Annotated in this window: 22 protein-coding genes and 2 tRNA genes; 16 read left to right on the top strand and 8 right to left on the bottom strand. The window is 51.2% G+C overall.

The annotated features are described in order from the left end of the window. Positions 1-11: 11 nt before the first annotated feature. Positions 12-578 carry a dCTP deaminase gene (gene dcd, locus INT21_RS02965; RefSeq protein WP_038483741.1) on the top strand — a complete coding sequence of 189 codons (567 nt, stop codon included), beginning with the start codon at positions 12-14 and terminating at the stop codon, positions 576-578. Between the two features lie 75 nt (positions 579-653). On the opposite strand, the gene purN is transcribed toward dcd, so the two are convergent. Both purN and purM read right to left on the bottom strand, forming a co-directional pair. Next, positions 654-1,412: a phosphoribosylglycinamide formyltransferase gene (gene purN, locus INT21_RS02960; RefSeq protein ID WP_193067681.1), complete on the bottom strand. Its 759-nt coding sequence runs from the start codon at positions 1,410-1,412 to the stop codon at positions 654-656. After that, positions 1,409-2,476 (bottom strand): phosphoribosylformylglycinamidine cyclo-ligase, encoded by a 1,068-nt coding sequence (gene purM / locus INT21_RS02955; protein WP_193084839.1) that lies wholly within the window; start codon positions 2,474-2,476, stop codon positions 1,409-1,411. The genes purN and purM overlap by 4 nt, the downstream gene beginning before the upstream one ends. 200 nt (positions 2,477-2,676) lie before the next feature. Between purM and INT21_RS02950 the strand changes: the two genes are divergently transcribed. Continuing rightward, entirely contained in the window at positions 2,677-3,789 is a 1,113-nt protein-coding gene (locus INT21_RS02950; protein ID WP_193067679.1) for an AI-2E family transporter, read from the top strand. Beyond that, positions 3,786-4,490, top strand: a complete 705-nt coding sequence (gene hda, locus INT21_RS02945) for a DnaA regulatory inactivator Hda (RefSeq protein WP_193067678.1) — start codon at positions 3,786-3,788, stop codon at positions 4,488-4,490. The genes INT21_RS02950 and hda overlap by 4 nt, the downstream gene beginning before the upstream one ends. 75 nt (positions 4,491-4,565) lie before the next feature. Here hda and INT21_RS02940 read toward each other — a convergent pair whose 3' ends face one another. Next, a complete protein-coding gene (locus tag INT21_RS02940) occupies positions 4,566-4,940 on the bottom strand; it encodes a phasin family protein (protein WP_089038183.1) in 375 nt (124 codons plus the stop codon). A 350-nt stretch (positions 4,941-5,290) separates the two neighbouring features. Between INT21_RS02940 and INT21_RS02935 the strand changes: the two genes are divergently transcribed. Continuing rightward, positions 5,291-6,667 (top strand): class II fumarate hydratase, encoded by a 1,377-nt coding sequence (locus tag INT21_RS02935; protein ID WP_193060568.1) that lies wholly within the window; start codon positions 5,291-5,293, stop codon positions 6,665-6,667. A gap of 30 nt (positions 6,668-6,697) precedes the next feature. Here INT21_RS02935 and INT21_RS02930 read toward each other — a convergent pair whose 3' ends face one another. Next, complete coding sequence (locus INT21_RS02930; RefSeq protein WP_193067677.1) at positions 6,698-7,768, bottom strand: endonuclease/exonuclease/phosphatase family protein; 1,071 nt, start codon at positions 7,766-7,768, stop codon at positions 6,698-6,700. Positions 7,769-7,950: 182 nt separating this feature from the next. On the opposite strand from INT21_RS02930, the gene INT21_RS02925 reads away from it, so the two are divergent. Next, positions 7,951-8,027, top strand: a tRNA-Val gene (locus INT21_RS02925). Positions 8,028-8,051: 24 nt separating this feature from the next. Continuing rightward, a tRNA-Val gene (locus INT21_RS02920) sits at positions 8,052-8,128 on the top strand. Between the two features lie 85 nt (positions 8,129-8,213). Here INT21_RS02920 and INT21_RS02915 read toward each other — a convergent pair. The 4 genes from INT21_RS02915 to INT21_RS02900 all read right to left on the bottom strand — a co-directional run bounded on the left by INT21_RS02915 (position 8,214) and on the right by INT21_RS02900 (position 11,350). Further along, positions 8,214-8,687, bottom strand: coding sequence for a GAF domain-containing protein (locus INT21_RS02915; RefSeq protein WP_193067698.1), 474 nt, complete (start codon positions 8,685-8,687; stop codon positions 8,214-8,216). Between the two features lie 79 nt (positions 8,688-8,766). Beyond that, positions 8,767-9,558, bottom strand: coding sequence for a MetQ/NlpA family ABC transporter substrate-binding protein (locus INT21_RS02910; protein ID WP_193067697.1), 792 nt, complete (start codon positions 9,556-9,558; stop codon positions 8,767-8,769). Between the two features lie 114 nt (positions 9,559-9,672). Next, the gene (locus INT21_RS02905; RefSeq protein WP_089038188.1) at positions 9,673-10,326 is read right to left on the bottom strand and encodes a methionine ABC transporter permease; all 654 of its coding nucleotides are present in this window, start codon (positions 10,324-10,326) and stop codon (positions 9,673-9,675) included. Next, positions 10,307-11,350 (bottom strand): methionine ABC transporter ATP-binding protein, encoded by a 1,044-nt coding sequence (locus INT21_RS02900; RefSeq protein ID WP_089038189.1) that lies wholly within the window; start codon positions 11,348-11,350, stop codon positions 10,307-10,309. Before INT21_RS02900 ends, INT21_RS02905 begins: the two co-directional genes overlap by 20 nt. A 461-nt stretch (positions 11,351-11,811) precedes the next feature. Here INT21_RS02900 and INT21_RS02895 point away from each other — a divergent pair, with 461 nt between their 5' ends. The 10 genes from INT21_RS02895 (at position 11,812) to moaE (ending at position 19,661) form a co-directional block, all read left to right on the top strand. Continuing rightward, positions 11,812-12,438 carry a riboflavin synthase subunit alpha gene (locus INT21_RS02895; protein WP_193067696.1) on the top strand — a complete coding sequence of 209 codons (627 nt, stop codon included), beginning with the start codon at positions 11,812-11,814 and terminating at the stop codon, positions 12,436-12,438. A 197-nt stretch (positions 12,439-12,635) separates the two neighbouring features. Then, the gene (locus INT21_RS02890) at positions 12,636-13,934 is read left to right on the top strand and encodes an NCS2 family permease (RefSeq protein WP_193067695.1); all 1,299 of its coding nucleotides are present in this window, start codon (positions 12,636-12,638) and stop codon (positions 13,932-13,934) included. A gap of 34 nt (positions 13,935-13,968) precedes the next feature. Next, entirely contained in the window at positions 13,969-14,514 is a 546-nt protein-coding gene (locus INT21_RS02885; protein ID WP_089038192.1) for an adenine phosphoribosyltransferase, read from the top strand. Between the two features lie 8 nt (positions 14,515-14,522). After that, the gene (gpt, locus tag INT21_RS02880) at positions 14,523-15,002 is read left to right on the top strand and encodes a xanthine phosphoribosyltransferase (protein ID WP_009723428.1); all 480 of its coding nucleotides are present in this window, start codon (positions 14,523-14,525) and stop codon (positions 15,000-15,002) included. 1 nt (position 15,003) lies between these two features. After that, on the top strand, positions 15,004-15,687 hold the full coding sequence (gene ung / locus INT21_RS02875; RefSeq protein ID WP_193067694.1) for a uracil-DNA glycosylase: 684 nt from the start codon (positions 15,004-15,006) through the stop codon (positions 15,685-15,687). Positions 15,688-15,784: 97 nt separating this feature from the next. Beyond that, complete coding sequence (gene upp / locus INT21_RS02870) at positions 15,785-16,414, top strand: uracil phosphoribosyltransferase (protein ID WP_038483772.1); 630 nt, start codon at positions 15,785-15,787, stop codon at positions 16,412-16,414. An 88-nt stretch (positions 16,415-16,502) separates the two neighbouring features. Then, a complete protein-coding gene (locus INT21_RS02865) occupies positions 16,503-17,732 on the top strand; it encodes a uracil-xanthine permease family protein (RefSeq protein WP_193060620.1) in 1,230 nt (409 codons plus the stop codon). A 41-nt stretch (positions 17,733-17,773) separates the two neighbouring features. After that, the gene (gene mobB / locus INT21_RS02860) at positions 17,774-18,325 is read left to right on the top strand and encodes a molybdopterin-guanine dinucleotide biosynthesis protein B (protein ID WP_193067693.1); all 552 of its coding nucleotides are present in this window, start codon (positions 17,774-17,776) and stop codon (positions 18,323-18,325) included. 60 nt (positions 18,326-18,385) lie between these two features. Next, on the top strand, positions 18,386-19,180 hold the full coding sequence (gene moaC, locus INT21_RS02855; protein WP_193060618.1) for a cyclic pyranopterin monophosphate synthase MoaC: 795 nt from the start codon (positions 18,386-18,388) through the stop codon (positions 19,178-19,180). Positions 19,181-19,184: 4 nt separating this feature from the next. Then, positions 19,185-19,661, top strand: a complete 477-nt coding sequence (gene moaE, locus INT21_RS02850; protein WP_089038196.1) for a molybdopterin synthase catalytic subunit MoaE — start codon at positions 19,185-19,187, stop codon at positions 19,659-19,661. Positions 19,662-19,678 lie beyond the last annotated feature (17 nt).

The raw sequence follows: 19,678 nt of genomic DNA, 5'->3' as shown, positions 1-19,678 counted from the left end.
TGACGTAACAAATGAGTATTAAATCTGATAAGTGGATTCGCCGCATGGCACAAAGCGATGCCATGATTGAACCGTTTGAAGCTGAGCAGGTGCGCTATGTGAATGATCAGCGCGTTATTTCTTATGGCACGTCGAGCTACGGTTACGACGTTCGCTGTGCCGATGAATTTAAAGTGTTTACCAACATACATTCGGCTATTGTCGATCCCAAAGCGTTTGATGACAAAAGCTTTGTCGATGTTAAGGGTGATGTGTGTATTATCCCGCCGAATTCCTTCGCATTAGCACGCACGGTTGAGTATTTTCGTATTCCGCGCAGTGTGCTGACGATTTGCCTTGGAAAATCCACTTACGCGCGCTGTGGCATTATTGTCAACGTAACGCCGCTTGAGCCAGAGTGGGAAGGGCATGTGACGCTTGAATTTTCAAATACTACCAACCTGCCTGCCAAGATTTATGCCCATGAAGGGGTAGCTCAGATGCTGTTCCTTGAGTCGGATGAGATGTGTGAAACATCTTATAAAGATCGCGGTGGTAAATATATGGGACAACGAGGCGTTACGCTGCCTCGCACCTAATATCCGCAAGCTAAACGAAAAACGCCTTACGCGCTAATAGCGGTAAGGCGTTTTTTATGGTCAGAGCAGTGACGTCTAGGTGTTTTCGTCAAACTCTTCGTCTAGCTCTTCTGCAGCATCTGTGTGGGAGAGCCGCATACCATGGGGGGGCAGGGGGTGGCCATCCATGGTGGCGTTTCCAGCGCTATATTGCAGGCGGCCTTGCAGAAACCACTGAACGGCAATTGGGAAGATTAGGTGTTCACGAGCGTGCACCTTCTCCTTAAGCGTCTCAACGGTATCTTCATTTGTAACGTTCAGTTCTGCTTGCAGCACAACGGGCCCACCATCTAGCTCTTCAGTGACAAAATGCACGCTACAGCCATGCTGTTTGACACCGTCTGCCAGCGCTCGAGCATGGGTATTTAACCCTTGATAGGCGGGCAGTAGTGAAGGGTGGATATTGAGCATTTTGCCTAAAAAACGCTGCACAAAGCGGGGCGTCAGAATGCGCATAAAGCCTGCAAAAACAATCAAGTCAGGCTCATGACGTTCGATGACTTTGATTAGCGCTCCGTCGTAAGCATCGCGGCTGTCATACTCGCGATGAGGTAGCGCAACGGCTTCAATACCCGCTTCTAGGGCGCGCTTCAAGCCATGGGCATCCGGCTCATTGGAAATAACAGCGACGATTTCCCCGCCAAGCCGATCATGGCTTTGCGCGTCAATCAGCGCCTGTAAATTACTGCCACTGCCAGAAATTAGCACCACAATACGTCGCGCCGCTGTTGGTTCTGGCGCCATGTCGTTTATGGTGTCGTTGAACGTGCCACTATTAAAGTCGGTACTGCTCATGCGCGAAGGTTCTCCAAAACGACGGCTTCCTCCTGGCGCTGAATAATCTGACCAATGCGATATACGGTCTCGCCTTGAGCTTGCAGATGCGCCATAGCGTCTTCAGCTTGGGCCTGGGGCACTACAACCACCATGCCGATGCCGCAGTTCAGTACGCGGTGCATTTCCGTTTCACTGACATTGCCTTGGGCTTGTAACCAGTTAAATACTTCTGGGCGCTGCCAGGTAGAAAGATCAACGTGGGCTGCGAGGGTATCGGGCAGAACGCGGGGAATGTTTTCCAGTAAACCACCACCCGTAATATGGGAGAGCGCGTGAACGGGAATATCTGTGCCGCGCATCATCGACAGCAACGACTTCACATAAATACGCGTCGGCGCCATTAACGCGTCGCCAAGCGGCTGCCCATCCACAGTATCATTGAGTGAAGCGTTGCTAACTTCCAAAATTTTGCGAATCAATGAATAGCCATTGGAGTGCGGGCCAGAAGAGGCCAATCCCAGCAGTACATCGCCTTCGGCTACCTTGCTGCCGTCTAAAATATCGGCCTTTTCAACAACGCCAACGCAGAAGCCTGCCAAATCGTAGTCATTGCCCTCGTACATACCGGGCATTTCGGCAGTTTCGCCGCCTACTAGTGCGCAACCAGCTAGTTCGCAACCAGCGCCAATGCCGGTCACGACATCTGCAGCGATATCCACATCCAGCTTACCCGTGGCATAGTAGTCAAGGAATAGCAGCGGTTCAGCACCAGCAACGATCAAATCGTTGACACACATAGCGACCAAGTCAATGCCAATGGTGTCATGCTTACCAAGGTCCATGGCAAGACGCAGCTTAGTGCCGACACCATCCGTGCCGGAGACCAGGACTGGCTGTTTATAACCAGCGGGAAGCTCACACAGTGCGCCAAACCCGCCAAGGCCACCCAGGACTTCAGGGCGTGTCGTGCGTTTGGCAACGTGTTTGATGCGATCAACTAGCGCGTTGCCGGCATCAATATCGACACCTGCGTCTTTATAGCTGAGTGAGGGAGTGGCCTGAGAAGTGGAGGTATCGGTCATGACAGATCCTGTGAAGCCTATAGCAATACGGGTAGTGCTGGCGAAATGGCCAGTGCTGGGGCGATAACGGAACGGATTGTAACACCCAGAGACGTAAGTCGCATCGATGTGCGGCGTTAACCGATGTTCAATACGCTACTTTTGTTACTATTCAGTACGCTAAGGGCGCTAACCATCTTTCCAGGAGGGATATAAAGAGCATGCGACATTCATGGTGGGGCGTTGTTTTTTTGGTGGTATTGGTGGGCTGCCTCTACTTATTAGATGCGGTACTGATGCCATTTATTGCGGGTTTAATTTTGGCCTATTTGGCTGACCCGCTTGCTAATTATTTCCAGCGGTTAGGCATGAAGCGGCCCTGGGCAGTTAGTAGCGTCTTTTTTGTCCTGTTACTGATCCTTATTTTAAGCCTGCTTATTTTGATCCCGTTGGTTGTGCAGCAGACAAAACAGCTGGGAGAGGCGTTGCCGAGTGTCTTCAACTGGATCGAGAACATATTAGCGCCACAAGTTCAGGAGTGGACGGGGTACGATTTAGGTGCTGAGCTAACAAACGTTAGAGAAACTTTGATCAAGAACTGGCGTGATGCAGGTAGCTATGCAGCTCAGGCGTTAAGTCAAATAGGCCGTTCTGGGATGGCTTTCGTTTCCTGGGTTACCTACGTCGCCCTGATTCCTGTCGTAACGTTCTATTTACTACTTGATTGGAGCCGGTTGATTTCTAGTCTTGCTGATTTGGTTCCTCGTCAATGGACAAGCGATGTTTCCCGCTTGGCTCAGCGCTGCGATGAAGTTCTATCAGCGTTTCTACGTGGGCAGTTACTGGTCATGCTGTGTTTAGGCATTATATATGCGGCAGGCCTAACATTGATGGGGCTGAACTTCGGCCTGCTGATTGGTGTTGTGTCCGGGCTTGTCAGTATTGTGCCGTTCCTTGGCTTTATTGTGGGATTAGTGGTGGCGCTTATCGTGGCGCTTTTCCAATTTGATACATGGTGGGCTGTGCTGGGCGTGATCGCGGTATTCGGTATCGGTCAGGCGGCAGAAAGTGTCATACTTCAGCCTAAGCTGTTAGGCGATAAGATAGGTTTGCATCCTGTTGCGGTTATCTTTGCGGTACTGGCGGGTGGTCATCTTTTCGGTCTGACGGGCGTACTCTTAGCATTGCCTGCCGCAGCGGTCATTATGGTGCTTTTAAGGGAAATTAAAGATCGCTATAAAGGCAGTGCTCTCTATGATGCCGAGCAACGTCCCCTAGAACAGCAACATTACAATGATGGACTGGGTCGTCACGACGAAAGGGAGTCACCATGAGCCGATTACCGGCACAGCTACCGCTTGGGGTAGGGTTGCGAGACGACGCGACATTTAATAATTACTATGCCTCACAAGCAAACGCTTCATTAATGGAGTACCTGAGCCGGCAGCTTAAGTTTGATGCTGAGCCGTTTTTATATTTATGGGGCGCGCCGGGCAGCGGCCGTAGCCATCTTTTACAGGCGGCGTGTCATGCCGCCTCGGATGCAGATAAGCGGGCACTTTATCTTCCATTGGCAGACCTTGGTCATTTCCCACCGCTGATGCTGGAGGATATCGAGCGTCTGGATCTCGTCGCCATTGATGATCTTGAATATGTGATCGGGCGTAAGCGTTGGGAAGAAGCTCTTTTTCACGCCTTTAATCGGCTGCGTGATGCGGGAAAAGCCTTAGTGATTGCCGCCAATACGTCCCCACGCCAACTAGACGTTGCATTGCCGGACTTGGCATCACGGCTAACCTGGGGAGTTACGTTTCACCTGCATCCGTTGGATGATAACGAACGCCTAGCAGCGTTAAAGCTTCGCGCCAACGTACGTGGAATGCAGTTACCTGATGACGTAGGGCGCTACATTATGCACCGCGGACCGAGGGAGTTGGGGGATTTGTGCCATGCACTGGAAACGCTTGATCAAGCATCGTTATCCGCTAAACGGAAACTGACTATTCCTTTCGTCAAGTCTGCCCTTAATTGGTAAAGCGCAATTGCTAAAACGCCCCTGCCAGATCACTGGCAGGGGCGTTTTAATGACAGCAAGTCAATAACTAACAGATTAAGCAGTTTTGCTCATTTTGCTAGCAGCAGCTTGCGCTTGCTTAACATTATCTTCTGTCAGTTTTTGGCCTTTCTGCAAGAAGTCTTGCTGAAGAGCAACAACTTTATCTGCATCGCCTTTTACACGCTCAGCGAGTTCTTTAGCCACTTTCTGCTGGCCTTCCATGTAGCTACGCAGGCCGTTGGCGTCTTTCACGCTCATCAGCTGACGCATTTGGGTGATGCCAGTATCTACGTAAGATTTGTTGGCATCAAACTGTGCGTTAAGCATTTTTTCAGAGTAATCGATGCTTAGCGTCATGTATGCACGCACAGGTGCCATGAACATGTTGTCGAACTGCTGAGTCATTTCGTTGGTGTTAAATGTTTGCATGGTAAACACTCCTGTTCCATTGCTCACTAATCGGCCCATTGATTGGCGGTGCCGTTAGTGTTGGTTGATCAGCAACGGTTTTGTTAAGCGTCCACCGCGGCTGATATCTAGTTATCTTGCGTTGCAGCATAACAGGGCTTTTTGTGCGGTGCAACATTATGGTGAAGTGAATTTAAGGATCGTGTGAGTGTAGCTGTGTGAGTCGGTGATACGCACGGATTTACCTAACGCGCCGGTAGGACTAGGCTTAAGCGTATAGATAACCGTTATCACTAAAATAATCGTTGGGAAACGTGATGTTAGTGATGTGAGCGGCGTTGGCTAAGGCGTTTTTTAAAAGGAGTGCCAGGATGGATACACGTATTGAACGGGATAGCATGGGTGAGCTCGATGTACCTGCAAATGCGCTTTATGGCGCTCAAACCCAACGGGCTATCAACAACTTCCCTGTCTCGCATACCCCCATGCCCACAGCATTTATTCACGCTGTCGCGCGAATAAAGCTCGCTGCTGCGCGAAGTAACTGTCAGTTGGGGTTGTTAGATAAACCCCGCGCAGAGGCGATTGAGAGTGCGGCTCGGGCAGTGATTAGTGGCCAGCATGATGCGCATTTTCCTATCGATGTTTTCCAGACAGGCTCTGGTACGTCGACCAATATGAACGTCAATGAAGTGCTAGCGACGCTTGCCAGTCGTGAAGGGGTCGAAGTAACGCCAAATGATCACGTTAATATGGGGCAGTCGAGTAACGACGTTATCCCAACGGCCATTCACCTCTCGGCAGCGATAGCCGTTAATGAAGCGCTTCGTCCCGCATTGGTGACGCTGCAGGCCACGATTGATCGTAGGGCGAGTGAGCTGGCCCATATTGTTAAAACAGGTCGTACCCATTTGATGGATGCCATGCCGCTGCGTATGGATCAAGAGCTAGGAGCGTGGTCGAGCCAAGTGGGGCAGGCCATCGAGCGTTTTGATAGCGCCATGACAAGGCTATGTCGATTAGCGCAAGGCGGCACGGCGGTGGGCACCGGTATTAACGCGCCTGAGGGGTTTGCCGAGCTAATGGCTAGCGATTTAAGTCAGCAAACAGGCCTACCTTTTGTGCCTAATGATAGCTTTTTTGCCAGTTTGGCATCCCAGGATGCTGCCGTAGAGTTATCGGGGCAGTTGAAAGGGTTGGCCTGTGTGGTTATGAAGATCGCTAACGATTTGCGCTGGATGAATTCGGGGCCGTTGGCGGGGTTGGGCGAGATTGAGCTTGAGGCACTACAGCCTGGTAGTTCCATTATGCCGGGTAAGGTAAACCCTGTGATTCCTGAGTCGGCCGCCCAAGCGGCAGCGCAAGTCATCGGCTTGGATGCCGCGGTAACGGTGGCGGGTCAGAGTGGAAATTTCCAGCTCAACGTGATGCTGCCGCTAGTGGCTTCGAATCTTCTCACATCGATTACATTGATGAGTAACACCGCCACCTTGTTGGGTGAGCGTGCTATCGCCACATTCAAAGTGCGTGACGATAATTTACAGGGGCCGCTCGCACGGAATCCTATTTTAGTCACGGCCCTTAATAGCGTGATTGGCTATAACGCCGCCGCCGCAGTGGCTAAAAAAGCCTATCAAGCTGGGCGCCCAATCATCGACGTTGCGGAGGAAGAGACCGATCTAGATCGCTCAACGCTCGAGCGTTTGCTAGACCCTGCGGTACTAACGCAAGGAGGCATCCCTGAGTAGCCTCTATTGAGATATTCAGAGGGAAGACGGTTAGGTTTCTTGCTTTTCCGTTTTGCCCTTTTGAATGGTTTCGTTCGCCTCTTGACGCTCTTCTGCACTGGCATCGGGCGTTTCGTGTTCATCTTGACGCGAAGGCCGATAGCAAAAAGTGGCCAATATAGGGAAGTGATCAGACCCGAACGCCCCAAGTCGTTGCATGTTGACGAGGGTGAAATGCTCGCTGACAAACGCGTGGTCGAGAGGCCAGCGCAATAGGGGGTAATTAGCGTGAAAGGTGCTGTACAAGCCGCGACCACGGCGCGGGTCCAACATACCCCCTATGCGACAAAAACGGCGTGTTGTACGTGACCAGGCAACATCATTCAGGTCGCCGGCAACGATAGTAGCCTTTGGGTGTCGATGTATCTCTTTGCCAATCCACAACAGCTCTGCGTCACGCCATAAAGATTTTTCGCTTTCATTGGGTGCTGGTGGTCTTGGGTGAACGGCAAATAAGCGAATATGCTGGCCGCTTTTAAGCTCTACCTGGGTGTGAATCGAAGGTATGTCATCCTGGATAAGCCACTTAATCTCGGTGTTCTTCAGGGCCAGACGAGAATAGAGGTGCATACCATAAAGGTTATCTAGGGGGATCTTAACGCTATAAGGCCACAGCGCATCTAATGCTGGGTCAAGTTGTTCTTGCCACCATTGGTCGGACTCTAACGTCAGAATCATGTCGGGCTGGTGGTGGGTTATCATCGCCAGTAACTCTTTTGACTGGCGGTTTGGTGTCAGTACATTGGCGATTAGCAGCGTAATCATCTGGTCTTTAGGGGCATTATGGGCGTCTTTTACCTGCACAGGCCAGAGCGTTGTCCATGGCAAAATGTAGCGCAGCTGAAGCGCTAGCGTGGCGAGTGAGGCCAGTGTCGCGGTAACCCGCCACGGCCCTGGGTCTAATAACCACAGGCTAGCTAAGCCACACGCTAAAGCCAGTACGGCAATTTGCAGTCGAGGAAATTCAAAACTGCGCACCCACCACCAGCGCATAGGCACGCGGGCAATCAGTGTGGCGAGTAACAATGAGATGGCGATGCATCCTAGCAAAGGCCCAAGCAAGATTTGCCTCCTGGTTTAACCGTGAATAGTGGTTAAGCTACGTTTAGCTTAGCGGTAACCGTAGATAAGTGTCGATAAGACATTAAAATTGAGGGGGGGTAGTTCATTTACGTCATTTCAAAGTGCTAAAAACTACTTGCAATTCAGCTATGAAGCCGTAGAATACGCATCCGTTGCACAGCAGGACCATAGCTCAGTTGGTTAGAGCGCCACGTTGACATCGTGGAGGTCGGCGGTTCAAATCCGCCTGGTCCTACCATATTACGTGCAGCTAGTTACTTATAGGACCATAGCTCAGTTGGTTAGAGCGCCACGTTGACATCGTGGAGGTCGGCGGTTCAAATCCGCCTGGTCCTACCAAATACTTAAAAGCCCCATGCTTAGCATGGGGCTTTTTTATGGCTAATCGATAAAGCTAGTCGATAAAAAGCTAGTCGATAAAAAGCTAGTCGATAAAGAGGGGGAGGTCAGTCTGGCGAATAAACGTAGCCACCAGTGCCTCAATACCCGCCTGATCTTCTTGACTAAAGCGTGCGTGCTGGGGGCTGTCTAGGTCGAGTACTCCCCAGAGATAGCCGTCGATCACGATGGGAACAACGAGCTCTGAGCGAGAGTCAGCATCGCAGGCGATGTGATCAGCAATAGAGTGAACGTCATCAACCCGTTGGGTAGCTTGTTGGCGGGCAGCAGCCCCGCAAACGCCTTTGCTGAAGGGGATTGGATGGCAGGCAGGTTTGCCCTGAAATGGGCCAAGGCTGAGTTGGTTGGGCTGGCGCTGCAAATAGAACCCCACCCAGTTGATGTCGCTCAGGGCATGTTGAATAAAGGCACAGGTTTGTGCGCTGTTGGTTAGCCAGTCGCGTGTGTCTAGCAGAGCTTCAAGCTGCCGATTAAGCAACGCATAATCAACACTATGCATACGAATTCCTTATAGGATTAAACACATCAGGCCAGCCCTAAGGCTGGCCTGATTACATCGATAGAGAAAACCGTGCTGTTTATTCGATCCAGCCGGGTACAGCTGCGCCCTTAAACAGTTCTTCTGCTTTTTCGATGACCTCGTCGCGCTGATAAGCGTCAACAAGTTGACGGATTTCTTCACGATCTTCGTCTCCGCCCCGTACCGCAATCAAGTTAACGTAGGGAGATTCAGGACCTTCCTTGATGATCGCGTCACTCAGGCTCAAGCCAGCCGGTTGGGCGAACGTATTGTTAATGAACGCCATGTCGACGTCTGGTAGTACACGGGGTAGTTGTGCCGCTTCAATTTCGCGGAAACGGAAGTTGCGTGGATTTTCAGCGATGTCGATGGGGGTAGCTTCCAGGTTGCTCGGATCATTAAGTGTGATCAGGCCCTGGTTGTGCATCAGAATGAGTGCACGCCCTTCATTAGATGGGTCGTTGGGCAGCGCGATTTGAGCGCCATCGGGCAGCGCTTCAATGCTGTCGTACTTTTCAGAATAAGCGCCGATCGGGTAAACGAAGGTGTAGCCCGCAATGGCAAGATCGTATCCACGGTCATTGACCATCGCCTGTAGGTACGGTTCGTGCTGATAGGCGTTGGCGTCTAAGCTGCCATCGGCGAGGGCAGCATTCGGCGTGACGTAGTCGGTGAACTCAATAATCTCAACGTCTAGGTCATACTCTTCTTTGGCAATACGAGCCGCCACTTCCATAACTTCGGTTTCCGGACCTGCCACAGTGCCCATTTTGATGGTGCGTGTTTCTGCGTTGGCAACGTTAACCGCAAGTGCTAAGGCAGTCAGGCTGCCGATAAGTAGTTTTTGCATGGTGTCACTCCTGTGGCTCGGTAAAGGTTGGATGTGATTATGCGGCAATAAGAAATAAAATTCTAATGCGTTTTAGTTATATTCGGCTATGCCGATAAAAGGCGCAGACTATCGTCACTTGCGATCACTTTTACGCACTAAATAGTCGCCCAGGCTTTGGAAGCCTTGAACCATCACCACCAGTATAACGACGGTAATTAACATAATGGTGGGGTTGAAGCGGTTGTAGCCATAGCGAATGCCTAAATCGCCCAGGCCACCGCCACCTACGGCGCCCGCCATGGCAGAGTAACTGACCAGTGTCACTAACGTAATCGTCAGCCCCGTGATAATGCCGCCCCTTGCCTCAGGGATCAGTACCTTGGTAATGATCTGCCAAGGCGTTGCGCCCATTGATTGAGCAGATTCAATAAGCCCCGGGGATATCTCGTTAAGCGCCCCTTCGATTAGCCGAGCTACAAATGGAATAGCCGCAATAGTTAACGGCACTGAGGCGGCATTAATACCAATAGACGTGCCGACCAGCATGCGGGTAAACGGGATGATCGCCACCATCAAAATGATGAACGGAATTGAGCGGCCAACATTGGTAACAATGCCTAGCACTTGATTGAGTGCTGGCATCGCTAATATCTGGCGAGGGCGAGTCACGTAGAGCATGACGCCAAGTGGCAGGCCGAGCAGGGTGGCGATCACGCCTGAAATAGCCACCATGTAGAGCGTATCCAGCGTGGCTTGTAAAATAAGATCAAACATTGCGCTGGACATGACCAAGTACCTCTACCTGTAGTTGATGTGCTTCTAAATAAGCCATTGCTTCCTGAGTTTGAGCGGGGCTGCCGAGCAGCTCTGCAATCATCAGCCCTAAGGTGCGGTCTTGAATGGACTCGACCTTTGCCTGGAGGATGCTGACATCAACGCTGCACTCCCGCGCTAAGCGTGAAATAAGCGGCGTCGAAACAGCATCACCCGAAAACGTTAGCCGCACGACGGGATGAGTATGTTCGCTCGGTGTATCGCTTAAACGCTCGATCAGTTCTTTAGGTGGGCTTAGCTGCAAAAAGTCGTTCAGGAATTCCCTACCCAACTGTGTGATAGGCGCAGTAAAGAAATCACCGACCTCGGCGTCTTCCACTAGCTCACCGTCGGAAATGAGGCTTACTCGGTGGCAAATAGATTTCACAACTTCCATTTCGTGAGTGATCAACAAAATGGTGATGCCGAGCTGCTGATTAATTTCTCTCAACAGCTCAAGAATAGAGCTGGTGGTCTGGGGGTCTAGTGCGGAAGTGGCTTCATCGCACAGTAAGACGTTGGGTTTGCTGGCCAGTGCGCGGGCGATGGCAACGCGCTGCTTTTGACCACCAGACAGCTGGGCTGGGTATTGTTTGGCTTTATCAGCCAGGCCCACCAGCTCCAGCAGCGGCAATACGCGCTCTTTTATAGCACTGCGGCTTTCGCCCATTAACTCAAGGGGAAGTGCCACATTATCAAATACCGTACGCGTTGTTAGCAGATTGAAATGCTGGAAAATCATTCCAATACGGTGTCGGGCACGGTTTAACTCGCCGCGACTAAGGCGGGTCATTTCCTGGCCATCGACTGATACGCTGCCAGTGCTTGGGCGTTCAAGTAGGTTGACACAGCGAATAAGGGTCGACTTACCTGCGCCCGAAAGGCCAATAACGCCGTGAATGGTGCCTTTGGGAATCGTTAAATTGACATCTTTTAGGGCATGAACGGCACTATTGCCAGTGCCATAGGTTTTACTAACGTTGCTAATTTCAATCATAGCGTCTGCCTTAACGGTAGGCCGAAGACGGAGTGCGAGGGAGCAAGCGTAGGGCGGGAAATAAAAAAAGGCCACCCTTGCGGGTGGCCATCAACGCTGGACACACCCTTTTAGCTGCACTTCACCAAGCCATTAGCTTGGTGGACGCCCGCAATCTGGGTACAAATCGGCGTCATTACATTTGCGGCGAAAGTCTAAAGAGTGGTGGGTGTCTTGTCAATGAGTGCCATTCTATTTCATGTTTTAATGCAATAATTTAGGTTTATTTTCTGAGTCAATGGCTTTTTTTAGTGATTGGTTCTGACGATTGCTTATGCAGCTCTTGTTGCCAGAAAAAAAGTCGTTGCAACGTTTGTGGCAAGGCAGCTGGCTGCACACGGGAAGAGTATTTAGTAGTAAGCTTGCACAGAATTTTAGTACTCATTTTGACTTTAATGTGTTGAGAAAGAGGGCGTAGCAATATGTTTACTGGCATCGTGCAAGGCGTGGCTGAGGTCATCGCTGTTAAAGAGCTGGAAGAGTTTCGCACCCACGTAGTCGCATTGCCGGAAGCGTTATGCCAGGGGCTCACTATTGGTGCATCGGTAGCTCATAATGGTGTTTGCCTGACGGTAACTGCGATAGAGGATGGGAATGTCAGTTTTGACCTGATGCGTGAAACGTTACGTTTGACAAATCTTGGTGCAATTGTACCTGGTCAGTGCGTCAATATAGAGCGTGCGGCGCGTTTTGGTGATGAAATTGGTGGCCACTCCATGTCTGGCCACATTATTTGTATGGCGGATGTGGTGGCAATAGAAGAGGCACCCAACAATCGTCGATTGTGGTTTTCGCTGCCTGAGAGAGTCGCTAAGTTTGTATTTGAGAAGGGATACATTGGCGTTGATGGTATCAGCTTGACGGTAGGTGACGTACGACCCGCGGGTGATGGTGCTGGGGTTGAGTTTAGTGTCAACCTGATACCGGAGACGCTGGCGCGTACAGTTTTAAAAGATCGCTTGCTAGGCGACAAGGTCAATATCGAGATTGATCCGCAAACCCAGGTGATTGTTGAAACAGTCGAAAGGGTGTTAGCGAGTCGTCTCTAGTTGTGTTTTTTGTCTTACCGTTGACCAATCGGTTAGCTCATGGCCTGAAGTTTGCTATTCATATTAGTGGGGGAGAACTTCCCACCAACACTAGCGGCACACGAGGCGCTCGCAACGCGTAGAGCCTTTAGGTAGTATGTGCGGCTTTTCTCGCATCAAGGGACGCATTTAGCGTAAGCGCGAAGGATAAAAACGACATGAAACTTCTGGACAATTACTTCAAGCTCACCGAGCAGAAGACCAATGTAAAGACCGAGTTGATCGCGGGGTTCACCACGTTCCTTACGATGGCTTATATCATTTTCGTCAACCCGAGTATTCTCTCGGAAGCGGGGATGGATTATGGCGCGGTGTTTGTTGCTACCTGTGTCGCTGCTGCCATCGGCTGTTTTGTTATGGGGCTTTGGGCAAACTACCCGATCGCTCAAGCACCAGGAATGGGGCTGAATGCCTTTTTTACCTATGGTGTGGTGTTGGGAATGGGCTATACCTGGGAGGCGGCATTGGGGGCTGTCTTCTTCTCCGGCCTGACGTTCTTCATGCTAAGTATTTTTAAGATCCGCGAGTGGATCATTAATTCTATTCCACTCTCATTGCGTTTAGGGATTGCTGCGGGTATCGGCTTGTTCCTAGCGATGATTGCACTTAAAAATGCCGGTATTGTGGTCGCTAATCCAGCCACCTATGTGGCGCTGGGTGATTTGTCCCAGCCACCCGCACTTTATGCCTTGTTGGGCTTTTTCGTTATTACGGCGCTTTCCTACCTGCGCGTGACCGGTGCGGTAATGATCGGTATTTTGGGCATCACGATCCTTGCGACGCTGTTCGGCCATAACCAGTATGGCGGTATTATGTCGATGCCGCCTTCGATTGCGCCTACCTTTATGGCAATGGATCTAATGGGCGCACTGGATGTGGCGATGCTAAGCGTCATTTTTGCCTTCTTGTTTGTAGACCTGTTTGATACGTCAGGCACGTTGGTAGGGGTGGCCCACCGCGGCAAACTGCTGGATGAAAATGGCAAGTTGCCGCGCATTGGTCGCGCTATGATGGCCGACAGTACCGCGTCTATGGCGGGTGCTGCATTGGGTACTTCGACAACGACTAGCTATATTGAATCAACTGCGGGTATCGCTTCCGGTGGTCGTACGGGGTTAACGGCGGTTGTGGTTGGTGTGCTGTTTTTAATTAGCCTTTTCTTTGCGCCGTTAGCAGGTTCTATTCCGGCCTATGCGACAGCAGGGGCACTGCTTTACGTGGCCGTTTTGATGGCGGGCAGCTTAGCCCACGCAAACTGGGAAGACCCAACCGACGCGGCACCTGTACTGATCGCTGCCCTGGCTATGCCGCTGACGTTCTCAATTGCTGAGGGAATTGCGCTTGGCTTTATTAGCTATGTTGCGATTAAAGCGCTTTCGGGACGGTTCAGCGATTTGAACCCCGCGGTCATAACGCTGGCGCTACTGTTTGCAGCAAAATTTCTTTTCCTGGGTTAATTACCCGCTTTATCTTTAATCAATGAGAGACGCGATGAGCATCTACGGCGACTACATTAAGTCCGTTATTCGCACGGTTCCTGACTGGCCAGAGCAGGGCGTAAATTTTCGTGATATCACACCGCTCCTGCAAAATAGTGCTGCCTTTCGTAAGCTGATTGATAGCTTTGTGCATCGCTACCAGGAAATGAACTTAGATGCCATCGCGGCTATTGATGCCCGTGGCTTCATTATCGGTGCGCCTTTGGCCTACGAGTTAGGCTGCAGCTTTGTGCCCGTTCGCAAGAAGGGCAAACTGCCATTCAAGACGATCAGTGAGACTTACACGCTTGAGTACGGCCACTCTGAAGTTGAGCTTCATGCCGATGCTTTCCAGAAAAATGACCGTATCCTGCTGATGGATGATTTGATTGCCACTGGCGGTACTATGCTTGCAGCAGCGAATCTAATTCAACGCTCTGGTGGGCACGTGGTGGAAACCGCAACTATTATTGATCTGCCTGAGCTGGGCGGTTCCCAGAAAATTCGCGACGCTGGCTATAGCGTATTCGCGGTATGTTCATTCACCGAAGACGAGTAACGCCTCTTATGAGCAGCGAACGCTATCATCAGCACTTCACCATTTCCTGGGATCAACTGCACCGCGACGTGCGTCAACTTTGTCATCAGCTAATTGAACGAGATTTCAAAGGTATCGTCGCGATTACCCGTGGTGGATTAATACCTGCGGCGCTTATCGCCCGTGAACTCAATATTCGCTTGATCGATACCGTTTGTATCAAAAGCTATGATCATATGGATCAAGGCGGTTTAGACATCATGAAGGGCGTTGACCATGATGGTGATGGTTGGCTGCTGGTTGATGATCTGGTAGATACCGGTAAAACCGCTCGTGCCGTTCGTGAAATGCTGCCGAAAGCGCATTTCGTGACAATGTATGCTAAACCAGAAGGACGCCCTCTGGTTGACCAATACCTTACCGAAGTGGCTCAGCAGTGCTGGATCCAGTTTCCTTGGGATATGGGCATTGCTTATGTTGAGCCGCTGGCGGATCAACTGAAGAAGTAATATGGCTAACCCGCTACCCGACGATTGGAATCAATGGCTTGGGCAAGAATTTCAGGCTGACTATATGTCAGCCCTGAAAGCATTTTTGGCCCAAGAAAAATCAGCCAAAAAAGTTATCTACCCGCACTCATCGCATTGGTTTCGCGCTTTTGAGCTGACACCTTTAGCCTCAGTGAAAGTTGTTATTCTAGGGCAAGACCCTTATCACGGCCCAAACCAAGCTCATGGGTTGTGCTTTTCGGTGCAGCCGGGTATCCAAGTGCCTCCCTCTTTGGTCAATATTTATAAAGAATTAGCTGCTGATGTCGGGTTTACACCCGTGCGACACGGCTTTTTGGAGTCTTGGGCAACCCAAGGTGTGCTGCTGCTTAACACCGCATTAACGGTTGAGCAGGGTAATGCCGCTTCTCATCGTGGCAAGGGGTGGGAACACTTCACCGACTGCGCGATTGAAACCGTCAGTCGGTATGCTGAACCGTGCGTTTTCTTGTTGTGGGGCAGTCATGCTCGCCAGAAGAAAGTTCTGATTGATCAGTCGCGCCACTTGGTGTTGGAATCCCCGCATCCTTCGCCACTCTCAGCGCATCGAGGCTTTTTTGGCAATCACCACTTTTCCCGTGCCAATCAGTTTTTAGCAGAGCATGGGCGTTCGCCGATTGAGTGGCAATTGCCGGAAACCCCTTAACCTGCTGGTCAGTTGCGGGTAGAATGGCGCGCAATTTTGTAAGCTTGTCGATGCGACTTAGGTCGCCATCCTGAATCCCATGCAGCGAGGAAGTCCCATGAGTGTCTACGCCATTAATCATCCGCTTGTTCAACATAAGCTGGGACTGCTGCGCGAAGCCGATTTGAGCACCAAAAGCTTCCGGGAGCTAGCAGGCGAAGTGGCTAAGCTGCTGACCTATGAAGCAACAAAGGGGCTAGAGCTCGAGGATCATGAGATTCAAGGCTGGAACAACGAGCCTATTGCGACGCGTCGCTTAAAAGGTAAAAAAGTAACGGTTGTGCCAATTCTGCGAGCTGGTTTAGGCATGCTGGAGGGCGTTACTGACCTGATTCCTAGCGCACGCGTCAGCGTGGTGGGTCTTTATCGGGATGAAGAAACTCTTCAGCCGGTGCCTTATTTCGCCAAGTTCGCCAATGATATTGAAGAGCGCATGGCACTTGTCATCGACCCGATGCTTGCGACCGGTGGCTCAATGGTGGCGACGTTAGATATGTTGCGTGAGCGTGGTTGTGAGCATATGAAAGTTATCGTGCTAGTAGCTGCCCCTGAGGGCATTAAGCGTGTTCAGGATGCGTACCCAGATGTTGAGATCTACACCGCATCCGTTGATGACCGGCTAGATGAGCACGGCTACATCGTGCCTGGTTTGGGAGATGCAGGCGATAAGATCTTCGGAACGCGCTAAGCACCCCGACTAACAATGCCCCTTACGCTTCGCGTTGGGGGCATTTTTTTGGCTAACCACCGACAACGAAAACATTGGAAACATTTAGATGAAACATTCAGCAAGTCATGAGTCTTGGCCCAAAATGCTGCTGACAGGTGCGCAAATGCTATTCGTAGCCTTTGGTGCACTGGTATTGGTTCCGCTGTTGACTGGTCTAGATCCCAGTGTCGCACTATTTACCGCGGGTATTGGTACGCTGGTGTTTCACGGAATTACCAAGCAGACGGTGCCGGTATTCTTGGCGTCATCATTTGCGTTCATTGCTCCCATTCAAGGCTCGATAGCAAGCTTTGGCGTGTCAGCCACGCTGGGTGGCTTAATGGCAGCAGGGGTGGTGTACGTTGCCATTTCTCAAGTAGTACGTGTTAAAGGCACTGCTTGGCTGCACAGGCTGTTACCGCCTGTTGTGGTCGGACCAGTTATTATGGTGATTGGTTTAGCATTGGCGCCAGTCGCTGTCAGTATGGCAACAGGAGAGACAAGCGATAACATTGGCTATGGTCAAGCGATTTTCCTTTCCATGGCCAGTTTGCTGGTAACGCTGATATTAGCTGTCTTCGGGCGTGGCATTCTTCGCTTGGTGCCGATAATGGGTGGTATTGCAGTGGGGTATGGTTTGGCGCTTGTTATGGGCGTTGTCGATTTCACTGCGGTGCGTGATGCTGCTTGGCTATCATTGCCCAGCTTTACCGCGCCGAGTTTTCACTGGGCGGCTATTTTGTTCATGATTCCTGTCGCGATTGCTCCTGCGGTGGAACATATCGGCGATATGGTGGCGATAGGCTCAGTGACACGCAAAAACTATTTAGAGAAGCCTGGTCTTCATCGCACCTTGTTAGGCGATGGGCTGGCGACAATGGCGGCTGCGCTGTTTGGTGGTCCTCCCAATACAACCTACTCAGAAGTAACGGGGGCAGTGACGCTGACTAAGGCATTCAACCCCATGTACATGATCATCGCCGCGGTGATTGCGATTGTACTGGCCTTTGTAGGCAAGCTGGGCGCGTTACTGCAAACTATTCCGGGCCCTGTAATGGGCGGTATTATGACGCTGCTGTTTGGTTCGATCGCAGTGGTTGGTATGAATACCCTGGTGCGTGCAGGCCAGTCATTAACTGCGGCGCGTAATCTCGTGGTGGTTTCGTTAATTTTAGTATTTGGGATAGGTGGAATGCAGTTTGGAGGTGGTCAGTTCACCCTCCAGGGCGTGAGCTTAGCCGCGTTAGTTGGCATTGCGCTAAACTGGCTGTTACCCGCTGAGAAAGAGGGCGAATAGCCACTCAATCATACCCACCGGTTGGTCATTGGGAGTTGTTAATGGAAGAGGCAATTGATAGCCCATTTCCTGTACTCGGCATTGCCGCGTGGAGTGGGACTGGTAAGACGACTCTGTTAGCGCAGCTTTTGCCTCGCCTGCGCGAAAAGGGGCTCAGGGTGGGGGTGATAAAGCATGCCCACCATAGCTTTGATGTCGATCAGCCAGGAAAAGATAGCTATAAACTTCGTCAGGCTGGCGCTGCGCCTATGTTGATTGCATCCCGAGAGCGTTTTGCCATGATGCAAGAGACACCTGGCCAAGAAGAACCGGATCTTGGCTACCTCTTGTCACTGATGATTACCCAGGCGCCAGATTTGGTCATTGTGGAGGGCTTTAAGGCGTGGCCAATTCCTAAGCTAGTCCTGTACCGTGCAGGGATTGGCGATGTTTCTATTGTCAGTGGCGACTGGGTACAGGCGGTAGCGTCAAGTGGCTCGCTGCCTCCATCAATTATCCCAACAGCTAAGCGGCTGGACCTGAATAATATTGAAGCGATCACTGAGTGGGTAATCGAGTGGATGGATGCTCAACCCAATGTTGTGGCTAACTAAATTAGCAGCTTCCAAAACAGTATTTTTATAACACCGTGGCTTGATTAAAAAGGTAACGATATGCAGCTAACTCACCTCAATAAACACGGCGAAGCCAACATGGTCGATGTCGGAGATAAGCGAGAGACTCGCCGCGAGGCGGTAGCGTCTGGGCGTATCGTTATGCAGCCTAAAACGTTGCAGCTGTTGAGTGATGGCGAGTTGCCCAAAGGCGATGTGCTGGCGACCGCGCGCATTGCGGGTATTCAGGCAGCAAAGCGCACGCATGAGTTGATCCCGTTGTGCCATTCATTAGCGCTTTCAAAAGTCTCTGTAGATTTCGCTATTGATCACGCTAACGGCTGTGTTGAAGTCTCCGCGCTTTGCCGCCTTAACGGACAGACCGGGGTAGAAATGGAAGCTCTGACAGCCGTGTCAGTGGCTTGTCTGACGCTTTACGATATGTGTAAAGCGGTGGATAAAGAGATGCGCATTGACGCCATTCAATTGGAAAGTAAGCGGGGCGGTGTTCGTGGCGATTATCAACGAGGTGTGCCAGAACCAATTGTGACTGGCGGTGGCGTTGCAGGAGAGGTTCGCTTAGGCGAGCGATGTGCATCCCCTTGCGTGCGGGTTAAGTTTCTTGCTGAGCTGCGTGAGCGGGTAGAAGAGAGTGACCTTGCCATTGGGCTTGATCAACTGCCAAGTCGAGATGTGGCGGGATTGAAAGCGGCGTTAAGCGCTATGGATGCACGCTTTAATGTGTTGTCAGAGCAGCGCACGTTGTGTGCTATCAATCAAGTGATGGCCAACGATAGTGCGCGCCTTACCGATGAGGATGAAGTGGCCTTCTTTCCTCCAGTGACGGGTGGGTAATCAGATGGCTGATATTACAGAGACTGAATTGGATATTGCTGTCAGGGTTCAAGAAGCAGCGTTTAAAATGGATGATGGCTATGAAAGTGCGCTGCGCAAGCGCACCGATATCGGCGCTATTGTCACCTTCACGGGATTTGTGCGCGACTTTAATGAATCCCCTGATGTTATTGGGCTGACTCTTGAGCACTACCCAGGGATGACCGAGCGCACATTAACGCAGATTGGTGAGCAGGCAGGTCAACGCTGGGCGTTACAGGCCGTACGGATTATTCACCGCATTGGTGATTTGACGCCGGGAGACCCTATTGTGCGGGTGCTGGTGGCCAGTGCTCATCGCCGCGATGCTTTCCAAGCCTGCGACTTTATTATGGACTTTTTAAAAACCCAGGCGCCGTTTTGGAAGAAAGAGCACTCCCGCCAGGGGGCTTACTGGGTAAAAGAGCGGCATACTGATCAGCAAGCTGCAGAACGCTGGTAGACGATATTGCCAGCAGC

The sequence above is a fragment of the Halomonas sp. 3F2F genome (assembly GCF_014897805.1).
Taxonomy (GTDB): domain Bacteria; phylum Pseudomonadota; class Gammaproteobacteria; order Pseudomonadales; family Halomonadaceae; genus Vreelandella.
This window is presented reverse-complemented; position numbering and strand designations above follow the sequence as displayed.